The 22,728-nt window shown below is 41.3% G+C and carries 20 protein-coding genes and 1 pseudogene; 5 read left to right on the forward strand and 16 right to left on the reverse strand.

Annotated elements, in window-relative coordinates; translation table 11 throughout:
* Window positions 1-6: 6 nt before the first annotated feature.
* The 3 genes from UF75_RS02340 to UF75_RS02345 all read right to left on the reverse strand — a co-directional run bounded on the left by UF75_RS02340 (window position 7) and on the right by UF75_RS02345 (window position 1,197).
* Window positions 7-336 (reverse strand): hypothetical protein, encoded by a 330-nt coding sequence (locus UF75_RS02340; RefSeq protein ID WP_045572993.1) that lies wholly within the window; start codon window positions 334-336, stop codon window positions 7-9.
* A gap of 148 nt (window positions 337-484) precedes the next feature.
* Complete coding sequence (locus tag UF75_RS26755; protein ID WP_082074976.1) at window positions 485-607, reverse strand: cyclic lactone autoinducer peptide; 123 nt, start codon at window positions 605-607, stop codon at window positions 485-487.
* A complete protein-coding gene (locus UF75_RS02345; protein WP_045572994.1) occupies window positions 604-1,197 on the reverse strand; it encodes an accessory gene regulator B family protein in 594 nt (197 codons plus the stop codon). The genes UF75_RS26755 and UF75_RS02345 overlap by 4 nt, the downstream gene beginning before the upstream one ends.
* 164 nt (window positions 1,198-1,361) lie before the next feature.
* Between UF75_RS02345 and UF75_RS29590 the strand changes: the two genes are divergently transcribed.
* Window positions 1,362-1,682 carry a hypothetical protein gene (locus UF75_RS29590; RefSeq protein WP_156146180.1) on the forward strand — a complete coding sequence of 107 codons (321 nt, stop codon included), beginning with the start codon at window positions 1,362-1,364 and terminating at the stop codon, window positions 1,680-1,682.
* Between the two features lie 917 nt (window positions 1,683-2,599).
* Here UF75_RS29590 and UF75_RS02360 read toward each other — a convergent pair.
* Together UF75_RS02360 and UF75_RS02365 are read right to left on the reverse strand one after the other, a co-directional pair.
* The gene (locus UF75_RS02360; RefSeq protein ID WP_045572997.1) at window positions 2,600-4,339 is read right to left on the reverse strand and encodes a methyl-accepting chemotaxis protein; all 1,740 of its coding nucleotides are present in this window, start codon (window positions 4,337-4,339) and stop codon (window positions 2,600-2,602) included.
* A gap of 252 nt (window positions 4,340-4,591) precedes the next feature.
* The gene (locus UF75_RS02365; RefSeq protein ID WP_242860080.1) at window positions 4,592-5,272 is read right to left on the reverse strand and encodes a LysE family transporter; all 681 of its coding nucleotides are present in this window, start codon (window positions 5,270-5,272) and stop codon (window positions 4,592-4,594) included.
* A 139-nt stretch (window positions 5,273-5,411) separates the two neighbouring features.
* Between UF75_RS02365 and UF75_RS02370 the strand changes: the two genes are divergently transcribed.
* On the forward strand, window positions 5,412-5,990 hold the full coding sequence (locus UF75_RS02370) for a hypothetical protein (protein ID WP_045572999.1): 579 nt from the start codon (window positions 5,412-5,414) through the stop codon (window positions 5,988-5,990).
* Between the two features lie 25 nt (window positions 5,991-6,015).
* On the opposite strand, the gene UF75_RS27950 is transcribed toward UF75_RS02370, so the two are convergent.
* The 4 genes from UF75_RS27950 to UF75_RS02385 all read right to left on the reverse strand — a co-directional run bounded on the left by UF75_RS27950 (window position 6,016) and on the right by UF75_RS02385 (window position 8,543).
* Window positions 6,016-6,162 (reverse strand): methenyltetrahydromethanopterin cyclohydrolase, encoded by a 147-nt coding sequence (locus tag UF75_RS27950; protein WP_156146182.1) that lies wholly within the window; start codon window positions 6,160-6,162, stop codon window positions 6,016-6,018.
* A 36-nt stretch (window positions 6,163-6,198) separates the two neighbouring features.
* Window positions 6,199-7,086 (reverse strand): N-carbamoylputrescine amidase, encoded by an 888-nt coding sequence (aguB, locus tag UF75_RS02375; RefSeq protein ID WP_045573000.1) that lies wholly within the window; start codon window positions 7,084-7,086, stop codon window positions 6,199-6,201.
* Window positions 7,083-8,129, reverse strand: coding sequence for an agmatine deiminase family protein (locus UF75_RS02380; RefSeq protein ID WP_045573001.1), 1,047 nt, complete (start codon window positions 8,127-8,129; stop codon window positions 7,083-7,085). The genes aguB and UF75_RS02380 overlap by 4 nt, the downstream gene beginning before the upstream one ends.
* Before the next feature lie 126 nt (window positions 8,130-8,255).
* Window positions 8,256-8,543, reverse strand: a complete 288-nt coding sequence (locus tag UF75_RS02385; RefSeq protein WP_045573002.1) for a hypothetical protein — start codon at window positions 8,541-8,543, stop codon at window positions 8,256-8,258.
* 205 nt (window positions 8,544-8,748) lie between these two features.
* Between UF75_RS02385 and UF75_RS02390 the strand changes: the two genes are divergently transcribed.
* A complete protein-coding gene (locus UF75_RS02390; RefSeq protein ID WP_045573069.1) occupies window positions 8,749-10,932 on the forward strand; it encodes an N-acetylmuramoyl-L-alanine amidase in 2,184 nt (727 codons plus the stop codon).
* Between the two features lie 187 nt (window positions 10,933-11,119).
* On the opposite strand, the gene UF75_RS02395 is transcribed toward UF75_RS02390, so the two are convergent.
* From UF75_RS02395 to UF75_RS02425, 7 genes are all read right to left on the reverse strand, one after another.
* Window positions 11,120-12,052 carry an ABC transporter permease gene (locus tag UF75_RS02395; protein WP_045573003.1) on the reverse strand — a complete coding sequence of 311 codons (933 nt, stop codon included), beginning with the start codon at window positions 12,050-12,052 and terminating at the stop codon, window positions 11,120-11,122.
* A gap of 3 nt (window positions 12,053-12,055) precedes the next feature.
* A complete protein-coding gene (locus UF75_RS02400; protein ID WP_045573004.1) occupies window positions 12,056-13,132 on the reverse strand; it encodes an ABC transporter permease in 1,077 nt (358 codons plus the stop codon).
* Complete coding sequence (locus UF75_RS02405; RefSeq protein ID WP_045573005.1) at window positions 13,113-14,660, reverse strand: ABC transporter ATP-binding protein; 1,548 nt, start codon at window positions 14,658-14,660, stop codon at window positions 13,113-13,115. Before UF75_RS02405 ends, UF75_RS02400 begins: the two co-directional genes overlap by 20 nt.
* Before the next feature lie 140 nt (window positions 14,661-14,800).
* A complete protein-coding gene (locus tag UF75_RS02410) occupies window positions 14,801-15,916 on the reverse strand; it encodes a BMP family ABC transporter substrate-binding protein (protein ID WP_045573006.1) in 1,116 nt (371 codons plus the stop codon).
* A 260-nt stretch (window positions 15,917-16,176) separates the two neighbouring features.
* Window positions 16,177-17,055 carry a class I SAM-dependent methyltransferase gene (locus UF75_RS02415; protein WP_045573007.1) on the reverse strand — a complete coding sequence of 293 codons (879 nt, stop codon included), beginning with the start codon at window positions 17,053-17,055 and terminating at the stop codon, window positions 16,177-16,179.
* A gap of 114 nt (window positions 17,056-17,169) precedes the next feature.
* Window positions 17,170-17,760, reverse strand: coding sequence for a DUF2357 domain-containing protein (locus tag UF75_RS02420; RefSeq protein ID WP_045573008.1), 591 nt, complete (start codon window positions 17,758-17,760; stop codon window positions 17,170-17,172).
* Window positions 17,732-19,510 carry a DUF3578 domain-containing protein gene (locus UF75_RS02425; protein WP_052692961.1) on the reverse strand — a complete coding sequence of 593 codons (1,779 nt, stop codon included), beginning with the start codon at window positions 19,508-19,510 and terminating at the stop codon, window positions 17,732-17,734. The genes UF75_RS02420 and UF75_RS02425 overlap by 29 nt, the downstream gene beginning before the upstream one ends.
* Before the next feature lie 270 nt (window positions 19,511-19,780).
* Between UF75_RS02425 and UF75_RS02430 the strand changes: the two genes are divergently transcribed.
* Window positions 19,781-20,641, forward strand: coding sequence for a DUF4474 domain-containing protein (locus tag UF75_RS02430; RefSeq protein WP_045573009.1), 861 nt, complete (start codon window positions 19,781-19,783; stop codon window positions 20,639-20,641).
* Between the two features lie 337 nt (window positions 20,642-20,978).
* Window positions 20,979-22,596: pseudogene (locus UF75_RS02435) on the forward strand ((Fe-S)-binding protein).
* Window positions 22,597-22,728 lie beyond the last annotated feature (132 nt).

The raw sequence follows: 22,728 nt of genomic DNA on the forward strand, positions 1-22,728 counted from the left end.
GCAAGGCTAGTGACCTATTATATAATCATTATTTATATTTCTATTAATAATTGATTGTATAATACCATCTACCTTTAATATTCTGTCATTCTTCGATAAGTTTTTATCTTTTTTTAATTCTTCTATAGTGGAGATTTGAGATTGTACTCTCATTTGTACACTTGAAATACTTAATAATAGATCATAATTAAATTTTATGGCTTGTTTTTCCCAAAAATTCTGTCCATAGAAAAGAATAAATATAATAAGAAAAGCAAGGATACTAAATATAACTTTTAATAATGTTAATTGAATAATTGATTGCTTTTTTAAGATATCTCTAATATTAAGACCCATCAAATTATCCTCCAACTGTCCGAAATAGAAAAATAACAAAAAAGCTTATGACATGGCAGTTTATTGAAACAATATAAAAGCTGGGGTATCCTACCCAGCTTTTATATTGTTTGGTACTAAAAAGATTTACTCGACTGGTAACCTCCGATTATCTTTGCAAGGCTTTCGGTGTTTTGGGTTGATATAACCAAAATCCACACGCAAAAACAGAGGTTGCACTACCTAAGAGCATAAGTAGTGACGCAATTGTAGCAAAGAAATACTTTTTCATAGTCTATACTCACCTCCTCTTCTATTAAAAATAGGTAGTAAGGTTAGGCTTTGGTAAACCACACCTAAAACTACACTAACACTGATAAATTTATTATCTACAATACTAATCAACACGAATGAAAAAATTACGAAAACCAATGATAAAATCTTGAGTTTAAATTTTAGGCTACTAGAATGGATTGGTTTTGCTTCGCTGTCTACAGGAGCTAGGAAAACTACTAGTAAAAGAGAAATAAACAAAACAAAAAAAAGAACATTCTTATTAAATAAGTCATAATCAACAAGTTTTTTTGCAAAAATTCCAATAGAACAATAAACTACAGAACCAAAGGACAAACATTTAAAAGGGGTATTAAAATGTGCTCCTCCTGATACCCTTCGTAATAAGCCACCGAAAATGGCAGCAATAACAATTGGCATTAATGCATTAAAATAATAGCCTAAAAGTATCAGAAAAAATGAGCCTAAGATGAATAATAGTACAGTTTCAATGGCATAAGCAATAATTTCCTTTTTATCTTCGCTATAATTTAGTTCATTGGTTATTACTTCAGTAAGTTTATTACTGATAGTTTCAGAAAAATTCATTTCATCTACCTCTATTTTGTATAAATTTATTTATTAAAAAGGCAGAGATAAACAAAAGCAGAATAATAGGTTCTCCAATTATAATCCTTTTAATTGGGTCAGCGAATAAGGTTTCAGGGATTACTCCAAAAACAGGCATTAACAATGATAGACAAACAAATTCAATGATTACTAAAGCTAAGAAACTCAATAAACTTGCAATCAGAGATAAACTAAAATCCCCTTTGCCTAGCCAAGTTAAAGCTATAAATAATAAAATGATTAACAAAATAGTATGGATCCCAAAAGAGATAGTAAACAGTCTTACTACATACGAAATAAATGCTAAAACGATTCCAATCATAATAATCTTTTTCCATTTAAGAGGTATCTTGGCAATTACAAAAGCTAAAGTTACAACTGCAATTTGTTCAGGTATGCCTTGTAAAAGTAAAGCAATAAATGGAATTTTTATAAATCACACAACCTCTCCCACTAAACGTTAACATAATAGGACTTAGCCCTATACCTGAAATGGATAAAATAGGAGCCTTGTCCCATAAATCTACGAATCTTAAGCAAAGATCCTCCCCCTCTAGTTACAAGTTCAAGTAATTAATTTTAAGTATCATTTTATTAACTAGAAAAGCCGAAATAAATAAAAGAAGTACATGAATTTCTCCTAATACAATTCTATTAGCATTGTAAGTAGCCAAAGTTTTCAGTGTTATACTAAAAACAGGCATTAACAATAATATGCAAGTAGTCTCAACTATTACAAGAGCCAAGCAACTCAATAAACTTGCCATAAAGCATAGACCGACATCCCCTTTAGTAAACATAGTTAGAACTATAAATAAGATAATGATTATCAAAATAGTATGAATCCCAAAAGGGATAGGAAACAGTCTTACGACATATGTGCAAACGGATAAAGCGGTCCCGATCAATAGAATCTTATTAAGTTTTAGGGGAATTCTAGAAATTACAAAAGCTAGAGTCGTAATTGCAGTTCCTTCAGGTATTCCTTGTAAGAGTAAGGCGATTACCGGAATATTCATTTAATTCTCCTGTCAAGTTGATATTACACCATAACCTCTCACCACTCTCTATTAATTTCTATTATCGCACACTCTAAATGTCGAATTCGCGTAAATCTTGTCTAGCCTGTTAGCTATTAACATTGTAGGTTGAAATTCGGTCAAATTGGGATAATTTTCAATAAAGAAAACTTGGCTGGCGCCAAGCCTTGGCGTAGGCGGCCGCCTTAGTTGCCCTTATGCTTCCAGAAAGTATACAACGAAGTTATACTTTCTGACTAGTATAAAAAAACGTCCCATAGCTGAAGCTCCGGGGCGTCACTTTTAATAACCATACTGTTGATATGTCCAACCAGAATTTTTCAGATATTGTTGACCCTAATCTAAACTTTAAATTTGGCAACTGCGTTCATAAGGGTTTCCCCGAGCTTAGCCAAGGCTTCTGCAGATTGACTCACCGAAATCATGGCGGCAGCTTGTTCCTCAGATGTAGCGGAAATCTCTTGGGTACTTGCGGAACTTTGCTCTGCAATGACCCCAATGCTCTCCATCGCTTTCACGGTTTGATTCGTCCCACTGGCCATCTGTTGGGCTGCAGCTGTTACCAGCCTAATCTGATCAACGACGGTATCAACCTCACCTACAATAGTTTGGAAGGAAACTCCCGCCAAATTAACGGCCGCTACTCCCGCGTCAACTTCTTCCTGCCCTTTCTCCATTAATCCGACAGCTCGTTCCGTTTCCTGTTGAATATTCCCAATTAAACTTGCGATCTGAGTTGCCGAAAGTGACGATTGTTCCGCCAACTTCCGTACCTCTTCTGCAACTACAGCAAAGCCTCTACCGTGCTCACCAGCCCGTGCAGCCTCAATCGCTGCATTTAACGCCAATAGATTCGTTTGATCTGCAATCCCTTTGATAACATCGACAATTTGCCCGATCTGCTTGGATTGGTCACCTAATTTGAAAACGGTTTCTGCAGTTTGCATGGAAACATCACGGATCTGTTCGATTTTTTGAACAGCATTATCTGCCTGAAGAGCCCCCAATTCAGCAGCTCTGGCTGCTTTTCCACTGCTTTGACTAACAACCTCTGCATTGACCGCTACCTGTTGTGCACTCTCAGACAGCTGTTCAATGACCGCGCCAGTATCTCTCACGGATATGGCCTGATCTGTAGCCCCAGATGCAAGTTGCGCTATAGAGTCTGAAACTTGTTCACTTGCTGCAGTTGCTTCTTCTGCCGCAGCTGATAATTCTTGACTGGTGGCTGCTACACTTTCCGACTGTGTTAATACTTCCCCAATGACTTCTCGAAGCGAATCTACCATCATACTGACAGCTCGAGATAAAACGCCGATTTCGTCTTGATTTTTAATCTTCGGCATTTGAATGGTCAAGTCCCCATCTGCCACAGCTTGGGAAACCTTTGTCACTGAAGCAAGAGGGCGACTAATATGCCTTGCCAGCATAATCGCTAAAACTCCCCCAACAATCAAAGCAAGTATTACAAACAAGATAAGAAGCCTCAAAGCTGTGTTTTCAGTAGTTTGAGCATGATGGGTAGCTTCTGCCCCTCCATTGGCCATAAAATTCATCTGTTCTTCCATATCCTTAAGTAGCTGGTCAAAGCTTTCTTTGCTCTTTTGGGTTAATATGGGCCTGGCCTCAACATCCTTTCCAGCCTCAGTTAACATCCAAACCTGATTGGCATCTTCCATGTACATATTAAAGGATGTCCTCATGGCCTCATTTCTGGCCTTTCCCTCAGTAGTTGTTACATATTGACTATACTCAGCAAAGCTTTTCTCCCATGCCGCTTTCGAACTTGCAAATTGAACTTTATAATCTTGGAAAGCGTTCGCGTCTGAACGCATCAAAAATCCTCCCAAAAGAAAGCGCCGAGTATCTTCCGTATTCTCAACTACTTTTGCCAAGGAAGTGGTTGCTTTTAACCAATGCTCACCTAAATCTTTCGCTTCAAGATTGATCTTAAAAATACTGTAATAACCCACGCCCCCAACAAGCAAAGTTAGTAGAAGTACCACTAAAAAACCCAGCTGTAATTTAAGCCGTATCCCGTACTTTATGACAGACCTTGATGAATTTAGTTTGGTATCCAACGTTTAATTCCACTCCATTCTTAATAGAATCTAGTTTTTAATTAACTTATCTTTTTATGAACTAATGAGAACACTTTAAAATCGTCATAATAGCGTACTAAATAAGATGTTTTCTCAGGTTATAGAATAGTTATTTTCTACACATTAACCCAATATCCTCTATTTTTTTCCCTGCTTGAGTAAAAAATAACAAGACCTCTTGTAAAGTCTTTAATATTGTGGCAAAGTGAACTCGTTCAAACTCCCACAGACTTAGGCTCTGAAAGACATTAAGAAACTCGCCCCTGAGTAAACAAAATAACCCGCTAGACCGACTAAAAAAACTCCACATATGCCTAAAACAAGGCGATAAACCAAAGGTGTAAAAAGTTTTTTCCCTCTTGCAACTGTAAAAGACACAAACGTGAACCAGATATAATCTGATAAAACATGTCCCAAATAAAAGCATACCGCTCCAAGAGCGCCATAATTCGCGGCCAGCATCAACGAGCCTGCCCCAGCGGTCGCCCACCACAGAAACCAATAAGGATTTGAGGCAGTCACACTAATTCCTGAAACCCAAGGACGAAGGCCCTTAGCCATTGTCTCTCCCGAAAAATCAAGAGCTACTGCATGAAAGGATTCTTTCAAAATTCCGTATGCCATCCAAAATAGGAACATCCCGCCAACGATTCCGATCGTTCCTTTTACAACAGGCCAAGCGATATAGGTTCCTAAACCATAAAAAATCGCTACCACCAAGGCTAGTTCTACAAGCGCATGACCAGAAGCGATTTGTGGTCCAACCTTAGCACCTCGCCGAAGGCTTTCATTGATGGTGACCGTGAGCAAAGGACCTGGCATAACAGCCCCTGAAAAACCCATGACCATACTTGTCATAAAGATTGCACCTAACCCCACTATCTCCACCGTCCTAATTCTTCGTGATTTCAATATATTTCGACATCACAAAAAAATCCCCTTCTTAAGCTTAAGAAAATGAGAATGCTTGCGCTCGGCACTACTTATGAATGTTTTAGCCCAATAAACAATATATATAGTCAAAACTAGACGTCTGAGTTAGGGGGATGTTATGTCTTGGGACCTGAAAAATCATAATTGGTCAAGCACCATCGTTACGATATCAACAGCTATTTTTGCTTTTGTATCGCTTGTCTCAGTTTTCATCTCAGTCACTACCTGGCAAACTCAGCGTGAAGCAGCACGCCCCTACTTCACATTTAAAGAATCTCCTTCCATTCATCTTAAAGATGAACTTAGTCTCGAATTTAAGTTCAACAATGTAGGAACTCATCCAGCAACAAATTTTTCCAGTAGAACCATCGTCTTTTATGAAAACGTGCAACAAGAACCTATTCTTGTGGATGATTATACCGTAGTCAACGATATTCCTAGAGATACTACTACAAGTTTGCTTCTTAGTATCAAGAGTTCTGACTTCTTGCACGCTGACATCAATCCACAATTCGTTATCATTTGTCTTAATTATATTGACCCAATCACTCGCAAACTTTATACCCAAACCATCTATACCAAATGGGCCGGGGTTATCGCCCAAAACCCTCAACCTCTTATTCATGTTGAAGCCGGCGAAAAGGAAAAAATTCTAAACTATCTAAAATCCCACCACCTATTGAAGTCAAAGAATTGACTATATAGAATGCCCATGGCCATCATTATTTTCTTAATCCAAAAGACTCACCCAGGATATCTGGACGCAGGATTCCTGCATGAAAAGAGTGACCACTCTTTAAATTACTCAGCCATACTTCTGCCGGGCTAAAAATTAGAGGATCGAGATCATAAAAATCTCCATTGTACAAGCCTGATGATTCGGGCTTAGCTCGATTACGCCCACTTTAACGAATCCCCTTAATCATTAACTCTCCATCAAATGACGTTATAATTCGGTACAACTCGGGCCTGCGGTCTCTAAAGATGCCCCACTCCAGACGTTGAGTTTCAAGTTGATCAAGATCAAATTCAGCCACTAGCACCGTTTCCTCCACACGACCAGCCTCTACTATCTTATTTCCTTGCGGACCAGCAATAAAGGACGAGCCGTAGAAAGTGATCTTAGAATCGTCGTCTTCTTCAACCCCGACCCGATTCGAGGCAACCAGCGGAATCAGATTAGCAGCAGCATGCCCTAACATACAAGCTTGCCAATGGTCCTTGGAATCGATAGATCCATCTTGAGGCTCCGAGCCAATCGCCGTCGGATAAAAAAGTAGTTCCGCCCCCATTAACGCCATACATCGAGCAGCTTCTGGGTACCATTGATCCCAGCAGACCCCTACTCCGATCTTCCCATAGCGGGTATTCCAGACCTGAAAGCCTGTATCTCCAGGGTTAAAATAAAACTTTTCTTCATACCCTGGACCATCTGGAATATGACTCTTGCGATATTTCCCTAGCACGTCCCCATTGGCATCAATAACCGCCAATGAATTATAGCGAGCATAGTTTTTCTTCTCATAGAAGCTGATCGGCAACACCACCTGGAGCTCGTTTGCCACATTTCTAAAATGTTTAACCGCTTTATTTTGTTCGAGCTCAGTTGCATACGCAAAATAATCCGATTTTTCCTTTTGACAGAAATAGGGGGTTTCGAACAGCTCCTGTAACAGGATAATTTGAGCACCCTGTTTGGCGGCTTCCCTTACTAAGCTGTCAGCTTTTTCAATATTTTGGTCGTGATTATCAACACAGCTCATTTGAGTGGCCGCTACTTTAACGTTTCTCACCTTAAATTCCTTCTTCCCCATGGCATCTGTTGAGTAGTACAGTGCACATTTCCACCCTCTCGGATGATTCCCATTCCATTAACCGTGCGAATCCGTCGTTCGGGAAATAACTTTTCTAACACTTTAACAGCTAATTGGTCAGTTTCTTCGGCTTTCCCGGAGAAAACTGGCAGAATGATTCCGTTATTAACAAAGTAAAAGTTCAAATAGCTTAAGGTCAATCGCCTTCCCGATTTTAAATCACATATTTTAGGTGGTTGCTGGATTGGGATTATTTCAAACGTTCGTCCCAATGCGTCCACTTCACTTTCTAAAATTCTCAAATTTTCTTGGGTAATTGCATAATTATTATCCTCTGGATCGTTACAAACTTGCACCAAAATCTTCCCTGGGGCCACAAAACAAGCGATATTATCAATATGCCCATCCGTCTCGTCCCCATCTAATCCCTCTTTTAGCCAGATTACCTTCTGAATATTAAGGAATTTCTTTAACTCAGTTTCAATCTGTCCTCTGGTCATTTTCGGATTTCGATTAGGGTTTAAGAGACACTGCTCAGTGGTCAAAAGCGTACCTTCTCCATCTACATGGATGGAACCCCCTTCCATAACCAAGGGAGCATCAAACCGTTTCAATCCAACATAATCCAAAATTTGCGGAGCTACCTGGTCGTCCAAATCCCATGGCGCATATTTTTCGCCCCAGGCATTAAATTTCCAATTAACCCCAGCCAGATCTTCTGATTCATGAATCAGAAAAGTCGGTCCATTATCCCTTAACCATGCATCATTATGTTCAATGGCTAGGAGTTCAATCCGCTCATGATCAGAGAAACGAGAGAGTTTCTCTAAGTCGCCAGGATTCACTACAACCGTGACAGGCTCAAATTCGGCAATAGCCAATATAATTTCAGCATAACCTTGGCAAACTGCATCGTAGTTCTCTGGATAACACATTGATGCTTGTATCGGCCATGAAATAAAGGTACGCGTGTGCTTGGTCCATTCCGGAGGCATTTTATAATTTAGATCGATTGGATACATTGTAATCCCTCATATTCATAGTTGTATCTTTTTAGTTATAGTATGCTTCAAATAGTCTAACCTAACTGTTTTAATTATCTCTAAACAATTTATAAACAAATTATAAACTGCTTCTTCTTAATTGAGTTACAATCTCTCATACTCACCGTTCGCATTTAGATATTGAATATCAATGCAACCATAATACTCCCCATACATGTCGAGCGGATCGAAGCCACTTTTGCGAGTACAATCATCAGAATAACCAATATAATAGACTTCTTGATCATGGTCTCGCATGCGGAATTTATGCTGTGGTTCTGATTCAAACTTATTAATAAGCTGCTCAAATTCCTCGGTCCCTTTTTTGGCATCTGAGCTAAAGTACTCTGTAAAAGTTATCTTTTCGATACAATCTTCCGTAATTTTAAACATAACAACCACCTTCTATCACTGATTTTAATACCATCATAACATAGTTTACCATATATGCCGTCCCCCAAGTAGATACATCAAATATTGATCAATTTTTATATAGGACCAAGGTCACCTTCTAACAAATGAAATCCAAAGATTCATCAAATAATCATAGTTTTTATGGTATAATCGACATAACTTGATAATTGAAAGGGTGACACTTCTGAAAAAGTTAGTTTTCTCGATTATAACATCGCTTACATTCGTGCTGTGCACGCCTTTTATAAGCTACGCAAGCCCTTTGTCATACCCAACTGAGCGTTTAGCTGGACAAGACAGAGTCGAAACCGCCCTTAAAATATCCCAAAAAGGCTGGCAATCAGCTCAAACAGTTATCTTGAGCGAATACTCCGATTACCCTGATTCTATTGCTTCAACCCCCTTCGCGGTCAACTTAAATGCCCCAATTCTTCTAACCAAAGGAGATTCCATTGACCCTCGTGTTGTCCAAGAATTGCAACGCTTACACCCCCAGAAGGTGATTCTTCTTGGAGGGACAGCTTGCTTGAAACCTTCTATAGAGAAGGAGCTGGAAAGCTCTCAAATTGTATGGGAACGGATAGGTGGATTGGATCGTTATGAAACCTCCATTTTACTTGCCAAGCAGCTTGCCCATGATTCGCTCATCCTTGCCAACGGGGATGACTTTCCCGATGCTTTATCTGCTGCTACCTATGCAGGAATACAACAAATTCCTATTATTCTTACCTCAACCACCCTTCCAGATTCAGTCATTCAATACTTAAAGGAAACGGCGCCTAAACACATCATTGTAATCGGGGGGGAAGTTGTCGTTCCTTCCAAGGAATTAGCGAAACATAACTTTACAATAGAAACTCGCTTAGGTGGTCTTGACCGCTACGACACTAATGCTAAAGTCATATCCTCTATGAAGGACATCTATCAATCCAATGACCTTTTCTTAGCTTCGGGCATCACCTTTCCGGATGCAGTCGCCGGTACAGTGCTTGCGGCAAAATTTAAAGCCCCCCTATTCCTCACTGAACAAGCAGACATTCCCCCCTCAGTTTACGCTCTCATGCGTGAACATATGAAAATCGAACCAATTGCACCCCCGACTAAAGACACTAGCAGCCCCAATAACGAAGGACTTCTCCAGGGTAAAATCGCAGCTTCTGGAGGCTTAAATCTAAGAGAGACCCCCTCCGCCACTGGAAAAGTACTCGTCATGGTTCCAGATGGTACAACAGTCGACCTTACAGAAAAACAGGATAAATGGTACAAAACAACCTATCAATCTAAAACGGGTTGGATTTCCTCTGACTATGTAACCATCACATCAACGGGAAAAGTCAGTGCAGCTGGAGGCTTAAACCTCCGGGAAACCCCCTCCCCCACAGGAAAAATGCTTATCACGATCCCTAAAGATACGACGATTCCGCTCCTTGATCATCAAGATCAATGGTATAAAACAACCTACCAATCAAAAACAGGCTGGGTCTCTGCCGACTATGTGACACTTCCCACTACAAGCAAGGTCAGCGCCACGTCAACCTTTGATCCCAGTGTTAATGGAACTGTCTATATTTTAGGAGGAACAGGCATTATCAACCTTAACACACAGAACATTATTGAAGGAAAAGCTTCTTCTAGCTACCAAAGCAACTTAAGGGACTTCCCTCCTCTGCCTTCGACTTTAAATCCTGAGCCACCACCAACTGGGGACGAAGTTAGTGTCTATGATCCCTCTAAGGAAGTTCTAGTCGATCCATTTCTGGGAATCCCCTCCAATGCTCTGGCAGGGAAGACTATCTATATAGACCCTGGTCATGGCGGGCCTGATCCAGGCGCAAAAGGACCTAACCAAACTTACGAAAAGAATAACAACTTAGCGATTGCCCTAGTTTTAAATGACCTCTTAAAACAGGCTGGTGCGAACGTGATCTTAACACGAACCACCGATATTTCACCGGCTGCCAACTATTCTGAACTCGAAGACCTGCAGGCTAGAATGACGTTAGCTAAAGCTAGTAATGCTGACCTTTTTATCTCCATCCACAACGATTGGTTTTCCAATTCCACAGTCCAAGGAACCTCAACATTTTATTCAGAGGATAACCCTAAACCCAATGAAAGTCTCCAACTGGCAAGCAGTATTCAAGGTGCTTTAATCGATACCCTTAAAACCAATAACCGAGGAGTAAAAGAAAACGCATTATATGTATTGAAGCACGCCACGATGCCTGCTGTCTTGATTGAAACCGCCTTTATTTCGAACCCTTATGAAGAGGCCAGGTTACAAAACCCAACCTTTCATAGTAACGTATCAGCGGCCATCTTACAAGGTATCTATAATTATTATAAAAATCCATTACCAAAAGATTAAACTTAAACACGAGAACACGTTTATCAATGGAGCATAGTCATAGGGGGATTTAACAATCAATAAAAATGAAGCGGTAAAGCCCACGTCTGAGCTATACCGCTTCATTTTTATCAATTCTTTCTAAAACATTTTAAACGATAAGTCTTGAAATTGTCTTAACAATTTATTAACAAATTATAAACTGTTGTTACCTCTCCTCGCGGTCATAGGCTAAACCCAAAGCTCCAGGAGACGTCAAGCGTCCTTTATGGCGAGCAACCACAAAGACTAGAATTATGACTGTGAACAAATAGGGCAACATTTGTAAGAAGAAGGGGGACATTTGAATACCCAAAACTTGAAGGCGGAAACCAAGCGCATCAATCCCGCCGAATAAGTAGGCACCCATCATGGCTCTCCAAGGATTCCACAGAGCGAAGATCACCAAAGCTACCGCAATCCAACCTCGGCCAGCCGTCATGTTTTCTAACCAACTGGGAGCATAAGCTAAGGATAAGTACGCCCCCCCTATACCACCTAAGGCCCCACCAGCCACAACATAAATATATCTTAAGTAAAAGACATTTAAGCCAAGGGCATCCATCGCAGCCGGATTTTCCCCTAATGCTCTGAGATTCAGACCTGGCCTAGTATGATACATGAAATACCATACTACAACGACCAGTACATAACTGATATACACTAAAGCATCATGCTGAAATAAAATCGGACCAATGAACGGTATCTCTGCTAAGGGACCAAGGGGTATTGCCGAAAATGGTTTCTGAACCGGTATTCCAATATAGGCTTTTCCTAGGTAACCGCTAAGTCCTGTCCCAAAAATGGTTAAAGCTAAGCCACTTACAACTTGATTAGCCCTCAAGGTAATCGTTAAAAAAGCATGAATGAGAGCCACTGCTCCACCTGCCAGCATAGCCGCCAGCAAACCAAGCCAAGGGTTACCCGTCGTGACTGCAGCCATAAACCCAGACACTGCACCCACAAGCATAATTCCCTCAACACCTAAATTGATGATTCCAGCTCGTTCAGTAATGAGTTCGCCCAAGGCAGCATAGAGGATCGGCGTACCTGCGATCACTGAGGCTGCCAATAAAGGGATCAAGAATTCTTGAATGTTCACTGCTTATTCCTCTCCTTTTTGGCCGAACAGTTTCATCCGGTAATTAGTGAGGACTTCCCCTCCGAGGACAAAGAAAAGAATCGCTCCCTGTAGCATTGTCGCTACTGCGGCTGGAACACCCTCCACTTGCACAGCATATCCTCCCACTTGCAAGGCTCCGAACAACACAGAGACTATCAGGATAGCCAAGGGATTCAGTTTACTAAGCCAAGCTATAATAATGGCCGTATAGCCGTATCCCGGGCTGATTCCATGTTGTAGCTTACCAATAATGCCACTTACTTCAGCCATGCCAGCTAACCCGGAAATTGCTCCGCTTAGAAACATCACCCACAAAATGTTGCGTTTAATATTCATACCCGCATATCGCGCAGCTCGTTCACTTGAACCAATCACGTTAATAGTGTATCCCCAGCGGGAATACTTGAAAACAATGGCAAGGATCACGGCCAACGCTAAAGCAAAAAATAAACCGGCATGAATACGAGAATTGCCCAAACCCGGTAACCTAGCAGCTTCTGCAAAAGGCGCAGTTATGGGAAAATTTGATCCCTTGGGATCCCTCCAGGGACCGTAGACCAAAAAGTCCACCCAAAGAATTGCTACGTAATTAAGCATTAATGTCGTAATAATTTCATTAACCTTCCAAATGGCTCTCGGAATCGCCGTCAAAAGCGCCCACAATCCTCCTGCAATCATACCTAAAATCAGCATTCCCGGTAACATAAGATAAACCGGCAGGTAAGGAAAGGTAAGGGGCAACCAACTTGCTGCCATAGCGCCCATGTATAGTTGACCTTCGGCACCAATGTTCCACAGCTTCATCTTAAAAGCCAAGGAAACTCCTAAAGAAGTTAGCATCAACGGAATAGCCTTCACCATGGTCTCTGTTAATCCATATTTTGAGCCCAAGCTGTCTTCAAACATTAACGCATAGATAGTCAGTGGTTTTTCTCCGGTAAGGACTAAGAAAATTGCTCCTAACAACAGGGCCAACAGCACGGATATTAAAGGAATGATAAAAACCATCGCCGGCGATGGGGTTAAGCGCTTTTCCAATTTAAATATGAGCCGGTTCATCGACGTTCACCCTTTCTCTGGCTGAGCAGGAACCTGTCATTAAAAGCCCCACTTCTTCCAAGTCAGCTTGTTCAACAGGAAAGTCCCCCGTCAGCTGACCATCGAATATCACCCCAACCCGGTCGGCTAATTTAAATATTTCATCAAGGTCCTCAGAAATCAAGAGGATCGCCGTTTTATGCGACTTTAATTCCAACAACAATTTATGGACAGCCTCAGTGGCTCCGATATCCAATCCCCTTGCCGGATAAATGACTACCATTAATTTCGGGGAACTGGAAATCTCCCGGGCTAATAAAAGCTTTTGTAAATTGCCGCCTGACAAGACCTTAACGGGCTGACGTAAGCTGGAAATCTTGACCTGATACTGCTTTACCAGAGTTTCAGCATTACGTTCTACTGCCTGGGATTTCAACAACCAGCGCCCAGAGTACTCCGGCTGATGATAGTTTTTCAAAATAAGGTTCTCTAGCGCATTTAGATCTGGCACTAGTCCTATACCCAAGCGGTCTTCAGGGACATAAGCAACCCCTAGGTCAATGATTGTGCGGGGGGAGAGATTGCTTATATTCCTGTCGTTTAAGAGGACTTTCCCGCTCTCAACATGGCGCAAACCGGCAATGACTTCCGCCATTTCCCGTTGTCCGTTACCAGACACACCGGCTAAACCAAGAATTTCGCCTTCCCGTACACAAAGGGTCATTTCACGCAAACTGGGAAGACCCATATCATTGGACGCCTTAACTTTATCTAGTTCCAGTACGACCCCACCCACAGGAGAAGAGTCTCTATCATACTTCGATGCCACAACCCTGCCAACCATTAAACTAACCATTTCTTTGGCGTTGATCTGGCCATGTTCCAGTACCCCTGCTAACTTTCCCTGTCGCAACACAGTAACTCGATCTGCGATCGTCTCAACTTCATTTAATTTATGAGTAATCAGAACCACAGCACATCCTGCAGCAGCCATTCTCCGCAAATTCCCAAACAGTTCACCCGCTTCCTGGGGGGTAAGCACAGCCGTTGGTTCATCTAGGATCAAAACTTTGGACCCACGATAGAGCATACGGACGATCTCTACTCGCTGTTTTTCTCCTACGGAGAGCTGCCATACTTTAGCATTCAGATTGATCTCCAGACCATACCGTTTGCCAAGCTCATTAATCCTAGCTTTAAGATCTTTGTTCGATAGAAAAAAAGAATTCCCCTGTTCACCTAACGTAATATTTTCTGCCACTGTGAAGGGTTCCACTAATTTAAAGTGCTGATGGACCATACCAATACCACTGGCTATAGCATCTCGAGGGGAACGGAATTTTTGTTCAACTCCGTTTACCAAGATTTTGCCACCATCTGGCTTGTAAAGTCCGGCTAATACGCACATAAGAGTGCTTTTACCTGATCCATTCTCACCCAATATGGCGTGAATTTCTCCAGGTTTAATATCAAGGTCTACATGGTCATTTGCCAGTACACCTGGGAATTTTTTTACGATCCCCTGTAATTGGATTAAGGATTGGTTCATCTTAGTTCCCCTCAATTCACAAACAATTTACCGGCAAGATATCAGAAGAAATCAAAGTTAAGAGATTACGCTTTGAGGTCACTTACCGCACCCCCAAAGCATAATCTCCGCCCTAAAGATGGTCTATCACCAACCAAATTTTATTTAGGGATTGTTCCGTCTACCCCTTCTACAAACCAGTTAAAAGAAAGCATGTCTTGGTCAGACATTACTTTGCCTTCTGGAACTTTAACAGCTCCCGTTTGGTCTTTAATCGGTCCAGTAAAGACATCCCATTTTTTAGTCATAATCTTATCTTTTGCATCAGCCACCAATTTCTTAGTGTCCTCAGTTACCATGGGGCCAAATGGAGCAATATCCACAATACCATCGCTCATAGGACCCCAGTATTGGTCGTTTTTCCAGGTTTTGTTTTTAACGGCTTGCACCGTTTTCACATAGTATGGACCCCAGTTCCAAACTGCGGAGGTCAACACAGCCTTTGGTGCCATCTTGGACATATCCATATTGTAACCAATCCCATATTTACCAGCTTCTTCAGCAGCTTGAATCGGTCCAGGAGTATCCTGATGCTGAGCAATGACATCAGCACCAGCAGTCAGTAAGGTCTTGGCAGCATCTTTTTCCTTAGCAGGATCATACCATGTATTGGTCCAAATTACTTTTACTTTAGCGGTTGGGTTAACAGAACGTACCCCTTGGGTAAAAGCGTTGATACCCCGAATAACTTCCGGAATCGGCATAGCTGCAACGTACCCGATGGTATTACTTTTCGTCGATTTACCAGCAACGATTCCTGTCAAATAACGGGCCTGATACATGCGGCCGAAATAAGTACCCACATTGTCGGCGGTTTTATAACCGGAGTTGTGCATGAACGTGACATCAGGATATTTTTTAGCAACATTAATCGTTGGATCCATATAACCAAAGCTAGTGGTAAAGATAATTTTGTTACCCTTTTCAGCGAGCTGAGTAATTACACGCTCGGAATCCGCGCCCTCAGGAACTGATTCGATAATCGTTGTCTCCACTTCTGGCATTTTATCAACTAAATATTTACGGCCTTGGTCATGAGCATAGCTCCAGCCTGCGTCACCCACTGGTCCTACGTACACAAACGCAACCTTAATTTTCTCCTTCGGGGCTTCTGCTTGAGGTTGTGTCGTGGTAGCCTTGTTGCCGCAACCAACGATAACTAATAAACAAGATACCAGCAAGGCAATCAGAACAGCACTTCTCCGTTTAAAGTTCATCTTTAAATCTCTCCTTCTTTCTCCTCTTAAAATAAATAGTACGATTCAGCTTAAGAAAAAATGAACATGCTAAGTTTCTTTAATTCCTAGTTCACCCCCCCGTCCGGTAATAAAAAAAGCTTTCTCTGAGATTAAAATCCTCAAAAAAGCTTCATTGCCTCGATTACCGGATACTTATTAATATTATATTACCTATAACTTAAAAATACAATGATTTCTTGTTGAGGGTGGATTTTCCCTTGTTGCCATTTTAGACAAGCCTAATTTGAAAATAGCATGCGCCGATAAACGTTCGGAAGAGTTCTAATGGCCTGTCGCATATGACCCTTGACCCCTAATTTTATGGCTGTGGGAAGAGGAGTTGGTTTTCGTCCATAGACAAGACCGAAACCAAAGTAACCCATGTTACGCTTCATAAATCCTGCATTTTTTTGCAGTCGTGACAGTACGCCGGGTTGGCTAAGCACTTTATTCTTAAGATCTTTGATCAGCATCCAATCTTTCATCAGAGCATTTACAATCACATTTCCATTATTCTTTATTCGTTGAGGATTCTTGATCTCTACATCTTGGAAACCGGCTTGTGCTATAGCATCAAGCCACTCCTCATATAGCAACGGATCAGTTCCAGAGCCAAAGCACTCCTCCATTTGAGTCCTAAGATTAGAGGGCAACTCTTTCATCAGCACCATTTCTAGATCGGCGACTCTACCCTCGGGCTTTAGAACTCGAGAAAACTCTCGATAAACGTTCACTTTGTTCAAGAAGACTGTAATTGATTCAGCCATAACCAAATCGAAACAGTTATCGTCAAACGGTAATTGATAAACATCAGCGACCCTAAACTCTACTAAATGAGAAACTCCCTCGTTCACTGCTCTTTGACATGCTTTTTCAACCATTTGGGGATTAAGATCGATTCCTATAATTTTACACCCTCTTGTCTTCGCCAAGTAACAAGCAGTAAGGCCACTCCCACACCCTGCGTCCAGTACATAGTCTTCCTGGCTCACTTGTAAAGCATCTAAATTCTGTTGAGTTGCAGGAAAGCCTCCCGGATGGGAACTACCAATACCTAGCCAAGCTAATAACTCAAAATAATTCAACTCTTCCATTCGCTTGGGTTCTCCCAATGCCATGATTCTGCCCTCCTAACAAGAGTTTTTTGGTATTATATTCCACACCCATGCCTTATGAAAGTTGTTTTTAAACAAATGAACACCGAACCTAGCTCGGTGCTCATTTTTATCATTCTAAATCATCTTTAAATAAATGCGATAGACATCCTGATAACTCGGTGACATTTGCAGAACCTGATTCCCAAACACCTGATACAGCTCACCCACATCCGTCATAGACTCTGCTCTAAGTAACCGACCTAATGCTCTCTCCATTCGAACGAAGTTTCCGTGTACCTGTTGTTCCACTGTCCTCCTCTTTCGATAACATGAAAACTTTAAGCTGTACAGCTTTTCCCTGATCCTGGTTAGCACCCAACGCAAAAAACGGTTTTCCTGTGTATCATGGCTATTTACAAGTTTAGTCTCGATAAGTTTAACAGGGCGATAATAATTTGTTGCGACCCGAATGTAACCCAATTTTAAATCTTTCTTCAAGCATTCTGTATTCTTGATAAGAAATTTAAGAGTATTACGACTACCCTTCCTGACCCGGTCACCATCTCTAATCGTGTTTGCACTAATCAAACTGGGTTGGAGTCTTGATTGAATCCTCTCCACTTTGTCCACTAACTGCCAAAAATTCAGAGACCATTCTTCCTGAGGATATTCAAGCGATCCCGTAGAATTCTTTCCTTTAAGAAAGCCAGAATGAGGTAAAACCATCTTCCTCTAACCTCCGCAACATATAGGCTAATTTCCTGCAACTCCAGGGAAATTTCGCTCTTAGATAGGTTCCGTTTCCTTGCCAAGGTAGATAAAGCCCTGAAGCATCTTCCATCATTTCCTCTAGATTCTTGGATTCCCCTAAGGCAAAAAACAGCAGTTGGATAAGTGCCTTTTTCACAGAGGAACTGCTCCCTTGTAAGCGTGGCAAAATTTTCTGCAAAAGCTGAAGATCAAAAGCCTGTTCTTCAGTCATCAATTTGTAACGATCATTATAGAGCAGGTAAAAGTTGACTTCGTCCCGTACCCGAAACCCAACCTGAGCATAGATCCCCTCTAAAATTTGATTTACTTCGATCAAACGTCCTGTACTCCGCCGAATCAGGACATCATTCTCAAGATGGGCATCCTGAAGAGTCAAATAATCACTTCGAAAAAAGGAATTGCTGATCGGTCCACTTTCCAAACCCGCTGACCCTTTATCCCCATCTTCCTCGGATCGACTTTCAGGAAAACGGCCTAAGTCAATCTGACTAAATTCAATCAGTTGAGCCCTATCTAACACCTTTTTGCTAAAAGGATGGGTTGTCTCATCCATATTGACCGTACCGACGAGATAAACATTATCTGGAAATCTCAGCTTCTGATACTCTTCCTGCAATAGGACTTCTTGGTCATTAAGGGATAGCAAAGAGTCCGTCTCAATCCGGTCCTCCTTCCAGTGCCTTGTTTCCATAATACTTAAAAGGTCACTAAAATAGTGTTCTACCCGAGCTAAATTCATCTCATCCAAACAGACGAAATAGGGCTTGTCCCTGTTTTCTGTCTGAGAGGCTCGGGCTAGTAATCGGCTAAACTTCGTCGGTCGAAAGTTACCCGCTAAATCCGTATAACCCAGCAGATCTGAGGGATCGGTCCAATCTGGCCTGACAGGAATGAGACAATATTGTCCATTTTGCTCCGTTGCACCACTAGCCTCGGCAAAAAGCTTTACTAACTTAGTCTTTCCTGTCCCTGAGATACCCGCTAAGATTACATAAGGCTTGGTTTTTAAGGCTAAAAAAACATTCTCGATGCTTTCCGCCGGGTATGAGAAGCCCCTGCTTCGTATATACCGCTTTATTGCTTCGATTTGAATCTTAGGAGAAACGATGATTTCGGGCTCCTCACCATCCCTCTGGTTGTCAGCCTCAAGAGGCTCTGGCTCTGGAGACTCTTTGGTTAAACCCCTGTCTACGTATTGCTGATAACTTTTCATCGCCTGACATAAATCTTCGATCAAAACCTCATTGTCAGGCAGATTATGTCGGTCATAACGTGGCTCTCTTGAAAGCATGTTTTTCAGAGCTTGGATACGGGAGTCTTCGTTACCACAGTTTCGCTCCTTCTCCTGCAATGGCTCCGTAATTCCAAGCTGAATCGTCAAATACACTGACTCCATATTTTCTGAGAAGAGATAACGAACATATTCCTCAGGCTCCGTTTTCTCGCTCCTTTGCCGCTCCATAACCGCGATCCAAGGGATATTCGTCCAATTGCGCATACCCACAGAACCCTCAACCCTATATCGGTCACCGATGAATGGTAAGCGTTGTAGATCCTCGGGGATCGTTTTCCTCATCAAAATTCCCAGCTCATGTCCGATAAACGGCTCGTTTTTAGCCATAAGATAAGAATTCATAACCTTTAATAAATGCTCTCGGAGGGAAACTTCTGGCACCGACCCAAGAATTTTATCAGTGGCATGCAATTTTTCTTACCACCTTTTTCTAATTTGCTTCTATATTCTTCATTCGGCAAAATCCAAAATATCCCTTCTGATTAAAAAGTAAACTATCCCCTAACCATGGGATATCCTACCCATGTTTGTCGGAACTAAGCATCTTAGTTTAGAAATTTTCTTACACCACTTTACAGCTCAATAAAAAGCATCAATCCTTACACTAATTTTAATAAGTTACACCTTTCGATGCACCATACTATGCCCCAACTCAATAAAATGTATTGAGGGGGGGTTTTTATGTCTGCCATCTTAACGCAGGGGACGGGGAACGAAGAATTAGATAAAGCCATCCAACTTGCTGGCTATTCTTATGATATAACCCAAGATATCTTCTATTCCAAGCTAGATTCTTGGCAAAGAAAGATGGGCTACTGTCGTCTATACGATGAAGCTTCAGCACCTTTGGGAATGATCATGGATTGTGAGATGATCCATTTTGACTATGACGACCGAAAATGGATGATAGGCTTATGGAAAGGACAATACGATTTTGTTACTGGCGGGGAAATAGGAATTTATACTGAAGCACTAGACTTAACTATTCTCGGGCTTTTTAAAGGTACCTTTTATCATTGTGTTAGCAATGAGGATCTTTTACCCATGTCATTTACCCTTAGGAAGAATGACAAAACCCTTTTTATGAGGAAAGGGACACACTGGTGGCTGACTGGGTTTAAACTTGGTGAATTTTCTGAGCCTTCGCAACTAAGGATGGATGTAACAATTACCTTGAAAAATGCGAGTATGCGCAATGCTTTTGTCCAGGGATTATGGAATACTGGCTATTCTTTAGCTGAAATCAATCAAGCTGGAAACAGCGTTTGGTTTACGCTTGATACTCCACGCTCACCACAACCCCTGACACGAACTAAATTTACAGATCGGATCATTCAACGCAAAAATGAACTGGTATGTCTTAAGTATCAAGAAATCACAGAACCCTTTAACACATTGCAAGATAAAATAAAAGCGATTGAGGCTCAAAGACCAGAGCTATACCAAAAGATTCTTAAGTTTGGTAAATCAAAAACTTTATACGAGGGTTACGAAACTCTCATCCACTCGTTAATTTCAAATAGTCAAAGAGGTCGGAATTAATTCCGACCTCTTTGAGCCTATCTTATAGTCAATAATAAAGATTATATCAATGTAATAATTGACATATGTTCTTAATAGAGTATAATTAACATCGTAAGGGGCATATGCCTATAACCAAAAAGAGGAAAATACTCTCCATTTCTTTTGCCTTTCCCAACATTTTATGCATTAGAAACTTCTTTATCATGCATAAATTAATTTACCACTTATTTCACATATCTAATTCATGAATTATTAACATAATAAGTCCCATCTTTTTACTAACTTTTAAGACCCCCGCTCCTATAAGTGGGGTTCTTTGTAAACTTCTTACTTTGTGGAAAGAGGAGCGCTGAGCATGATAAATCAAAAAGATTTACGTCCAAAAGATATGGGACGCTCGGATGAGCAACTGATTAAACTTGTACCGGAACAGCTAATGCCGTTATTTCCGCCTTATGATAAACCCGGAATGGAACCCCCCTTAACCGATCCAAAGCCTGCATGGAAAGAAAAATTCTGTACTTCTTTAGATGGCTACGTTGGTATCGATACCTTAACCCGCCCAAAAACTAAAGAGGAAGAAGATGAATTTGTACGGAAGTTCCTCAAGGGCTTAGAAAAGAGCTTTTCTGATGCCAACAATGGAATACTTGAACCGTTCTTATTGTCCTTTGAATACTGCGCAAAATGTGATACGTGTTCAGCTGCCTGTCACATCTACGAAGCGTCAGGGAAAAAACGAATTATACCGTCCGATCTTCCGTTCTGAAGTCCTCAGAAAAATTGTAAAGAAGTATTTTACCACCAGTGGAAAACTGTTAGGTGGTTTTGTTGGAGCAGATATCGACGTGCACTGGGAAACGATCGCTCGACTTGGTGAGTTAGCCTATCGCTGTAATCTTTGCCGTCGCTGTGCTCAGACCTGCCCACTGGGCTTAGATAACTCAATTCTCACCAAAGAAATTCGCAAGATCTTCAGCCAAGAGTTGGGCATTGCTCCGCTTCCTCTGCATACAAAAGGTACAGTGCTTCAGTTAAAAACAGGTTCTTCCACGGGAGTTAGCAAGCCTGCTTTCTTAGATACGATAGAATTTTTAGAAGAGGATATTGAAGAAAAGTATGGCTTGAAGATCAAATTTCCGATGGATAAAAAAGGTGCCGATATCCTTCTGTTGCATAATGCAGGTGAGTATATGGCTTGGCCAGAAAACCCCATTGCTTTTGCAATTCTCTTTGAAGAAGCCGGGTTAAATTGGACTCTCAGTAGTGAAATCGCAGGATATGACAACGTCAATTACGGCATCTGGTATGATGATTTCCAAGCAAAATCCTTAGCTACCCTGCAGATGAAAGTCGCCAAAGAATTAGGAGTCAATCGAATCGTCATCGCCGAGTGTGGACATGCCCATAAGGCTTCGGCTGTTGTAGGGGATCGCATGCTGTATGGAGATGCTAAAGTCCCAGTTGAGAGTTGTCTTCCTCTGCTTTGGGATATGATCAAGCGAAGACGATTATTGTTAGACCCTAGTAAAAATAACTTTCCTGTGACGCTTCATGATCCTTGTAACTATGTTCGAGGAATGGGGATTGTTGAACCTCAACGGAATGTCTTAAAAGCTATTTGTCCTCAGTTTAGGGAAATGACGCCGCATGGAGTAGACAATTACTGCTGTGGCGGTGGGGGTGGATTCGCCATTACAAATTCTCTTAATTTTTCTGAATGGAGAAACAAAGTCAGCTCTCGCATGAAGTTTAACCAGATCCTTGGGGCCTTTCAGGATACTATGGAGAATATTGCTATCCCTAAATATGTATGCGCTCCTTGTTCCAATTGTAAAGGAGCAATTCGAGACATTCTGGAGTTCTACGAGGCGACGTCCAAATTTAATGTTCAGTACGGTGGTTTAGTAGAACTTATGGTTAATGCACTTGTGAGTATGAAAAACCCTTTTATGGAATTTTTAAAAGAATAGTCTCTATAATACGAAAGTAAGATAATCGCCATGCGTGGCACATTAAAGAAAAAGAGCGGGGTTGCCCCGCTCTTTTAATGTCTTAATCAGCTCTCCCTTTAATGCCCACTGCGTCAAAAATATTGAAGTTTT

Origin of the sequence: Desulfosporosinus sp. I2, from assembly GCF_000960765.1 — a bacterium.
Taxonomy (GTDB): domain Bacteria; phylum Bacillota; class Desulfitobacteriia; order Desulfitobacteriales; family Desulfitobacteriaceae; genus Desulfosporosinus.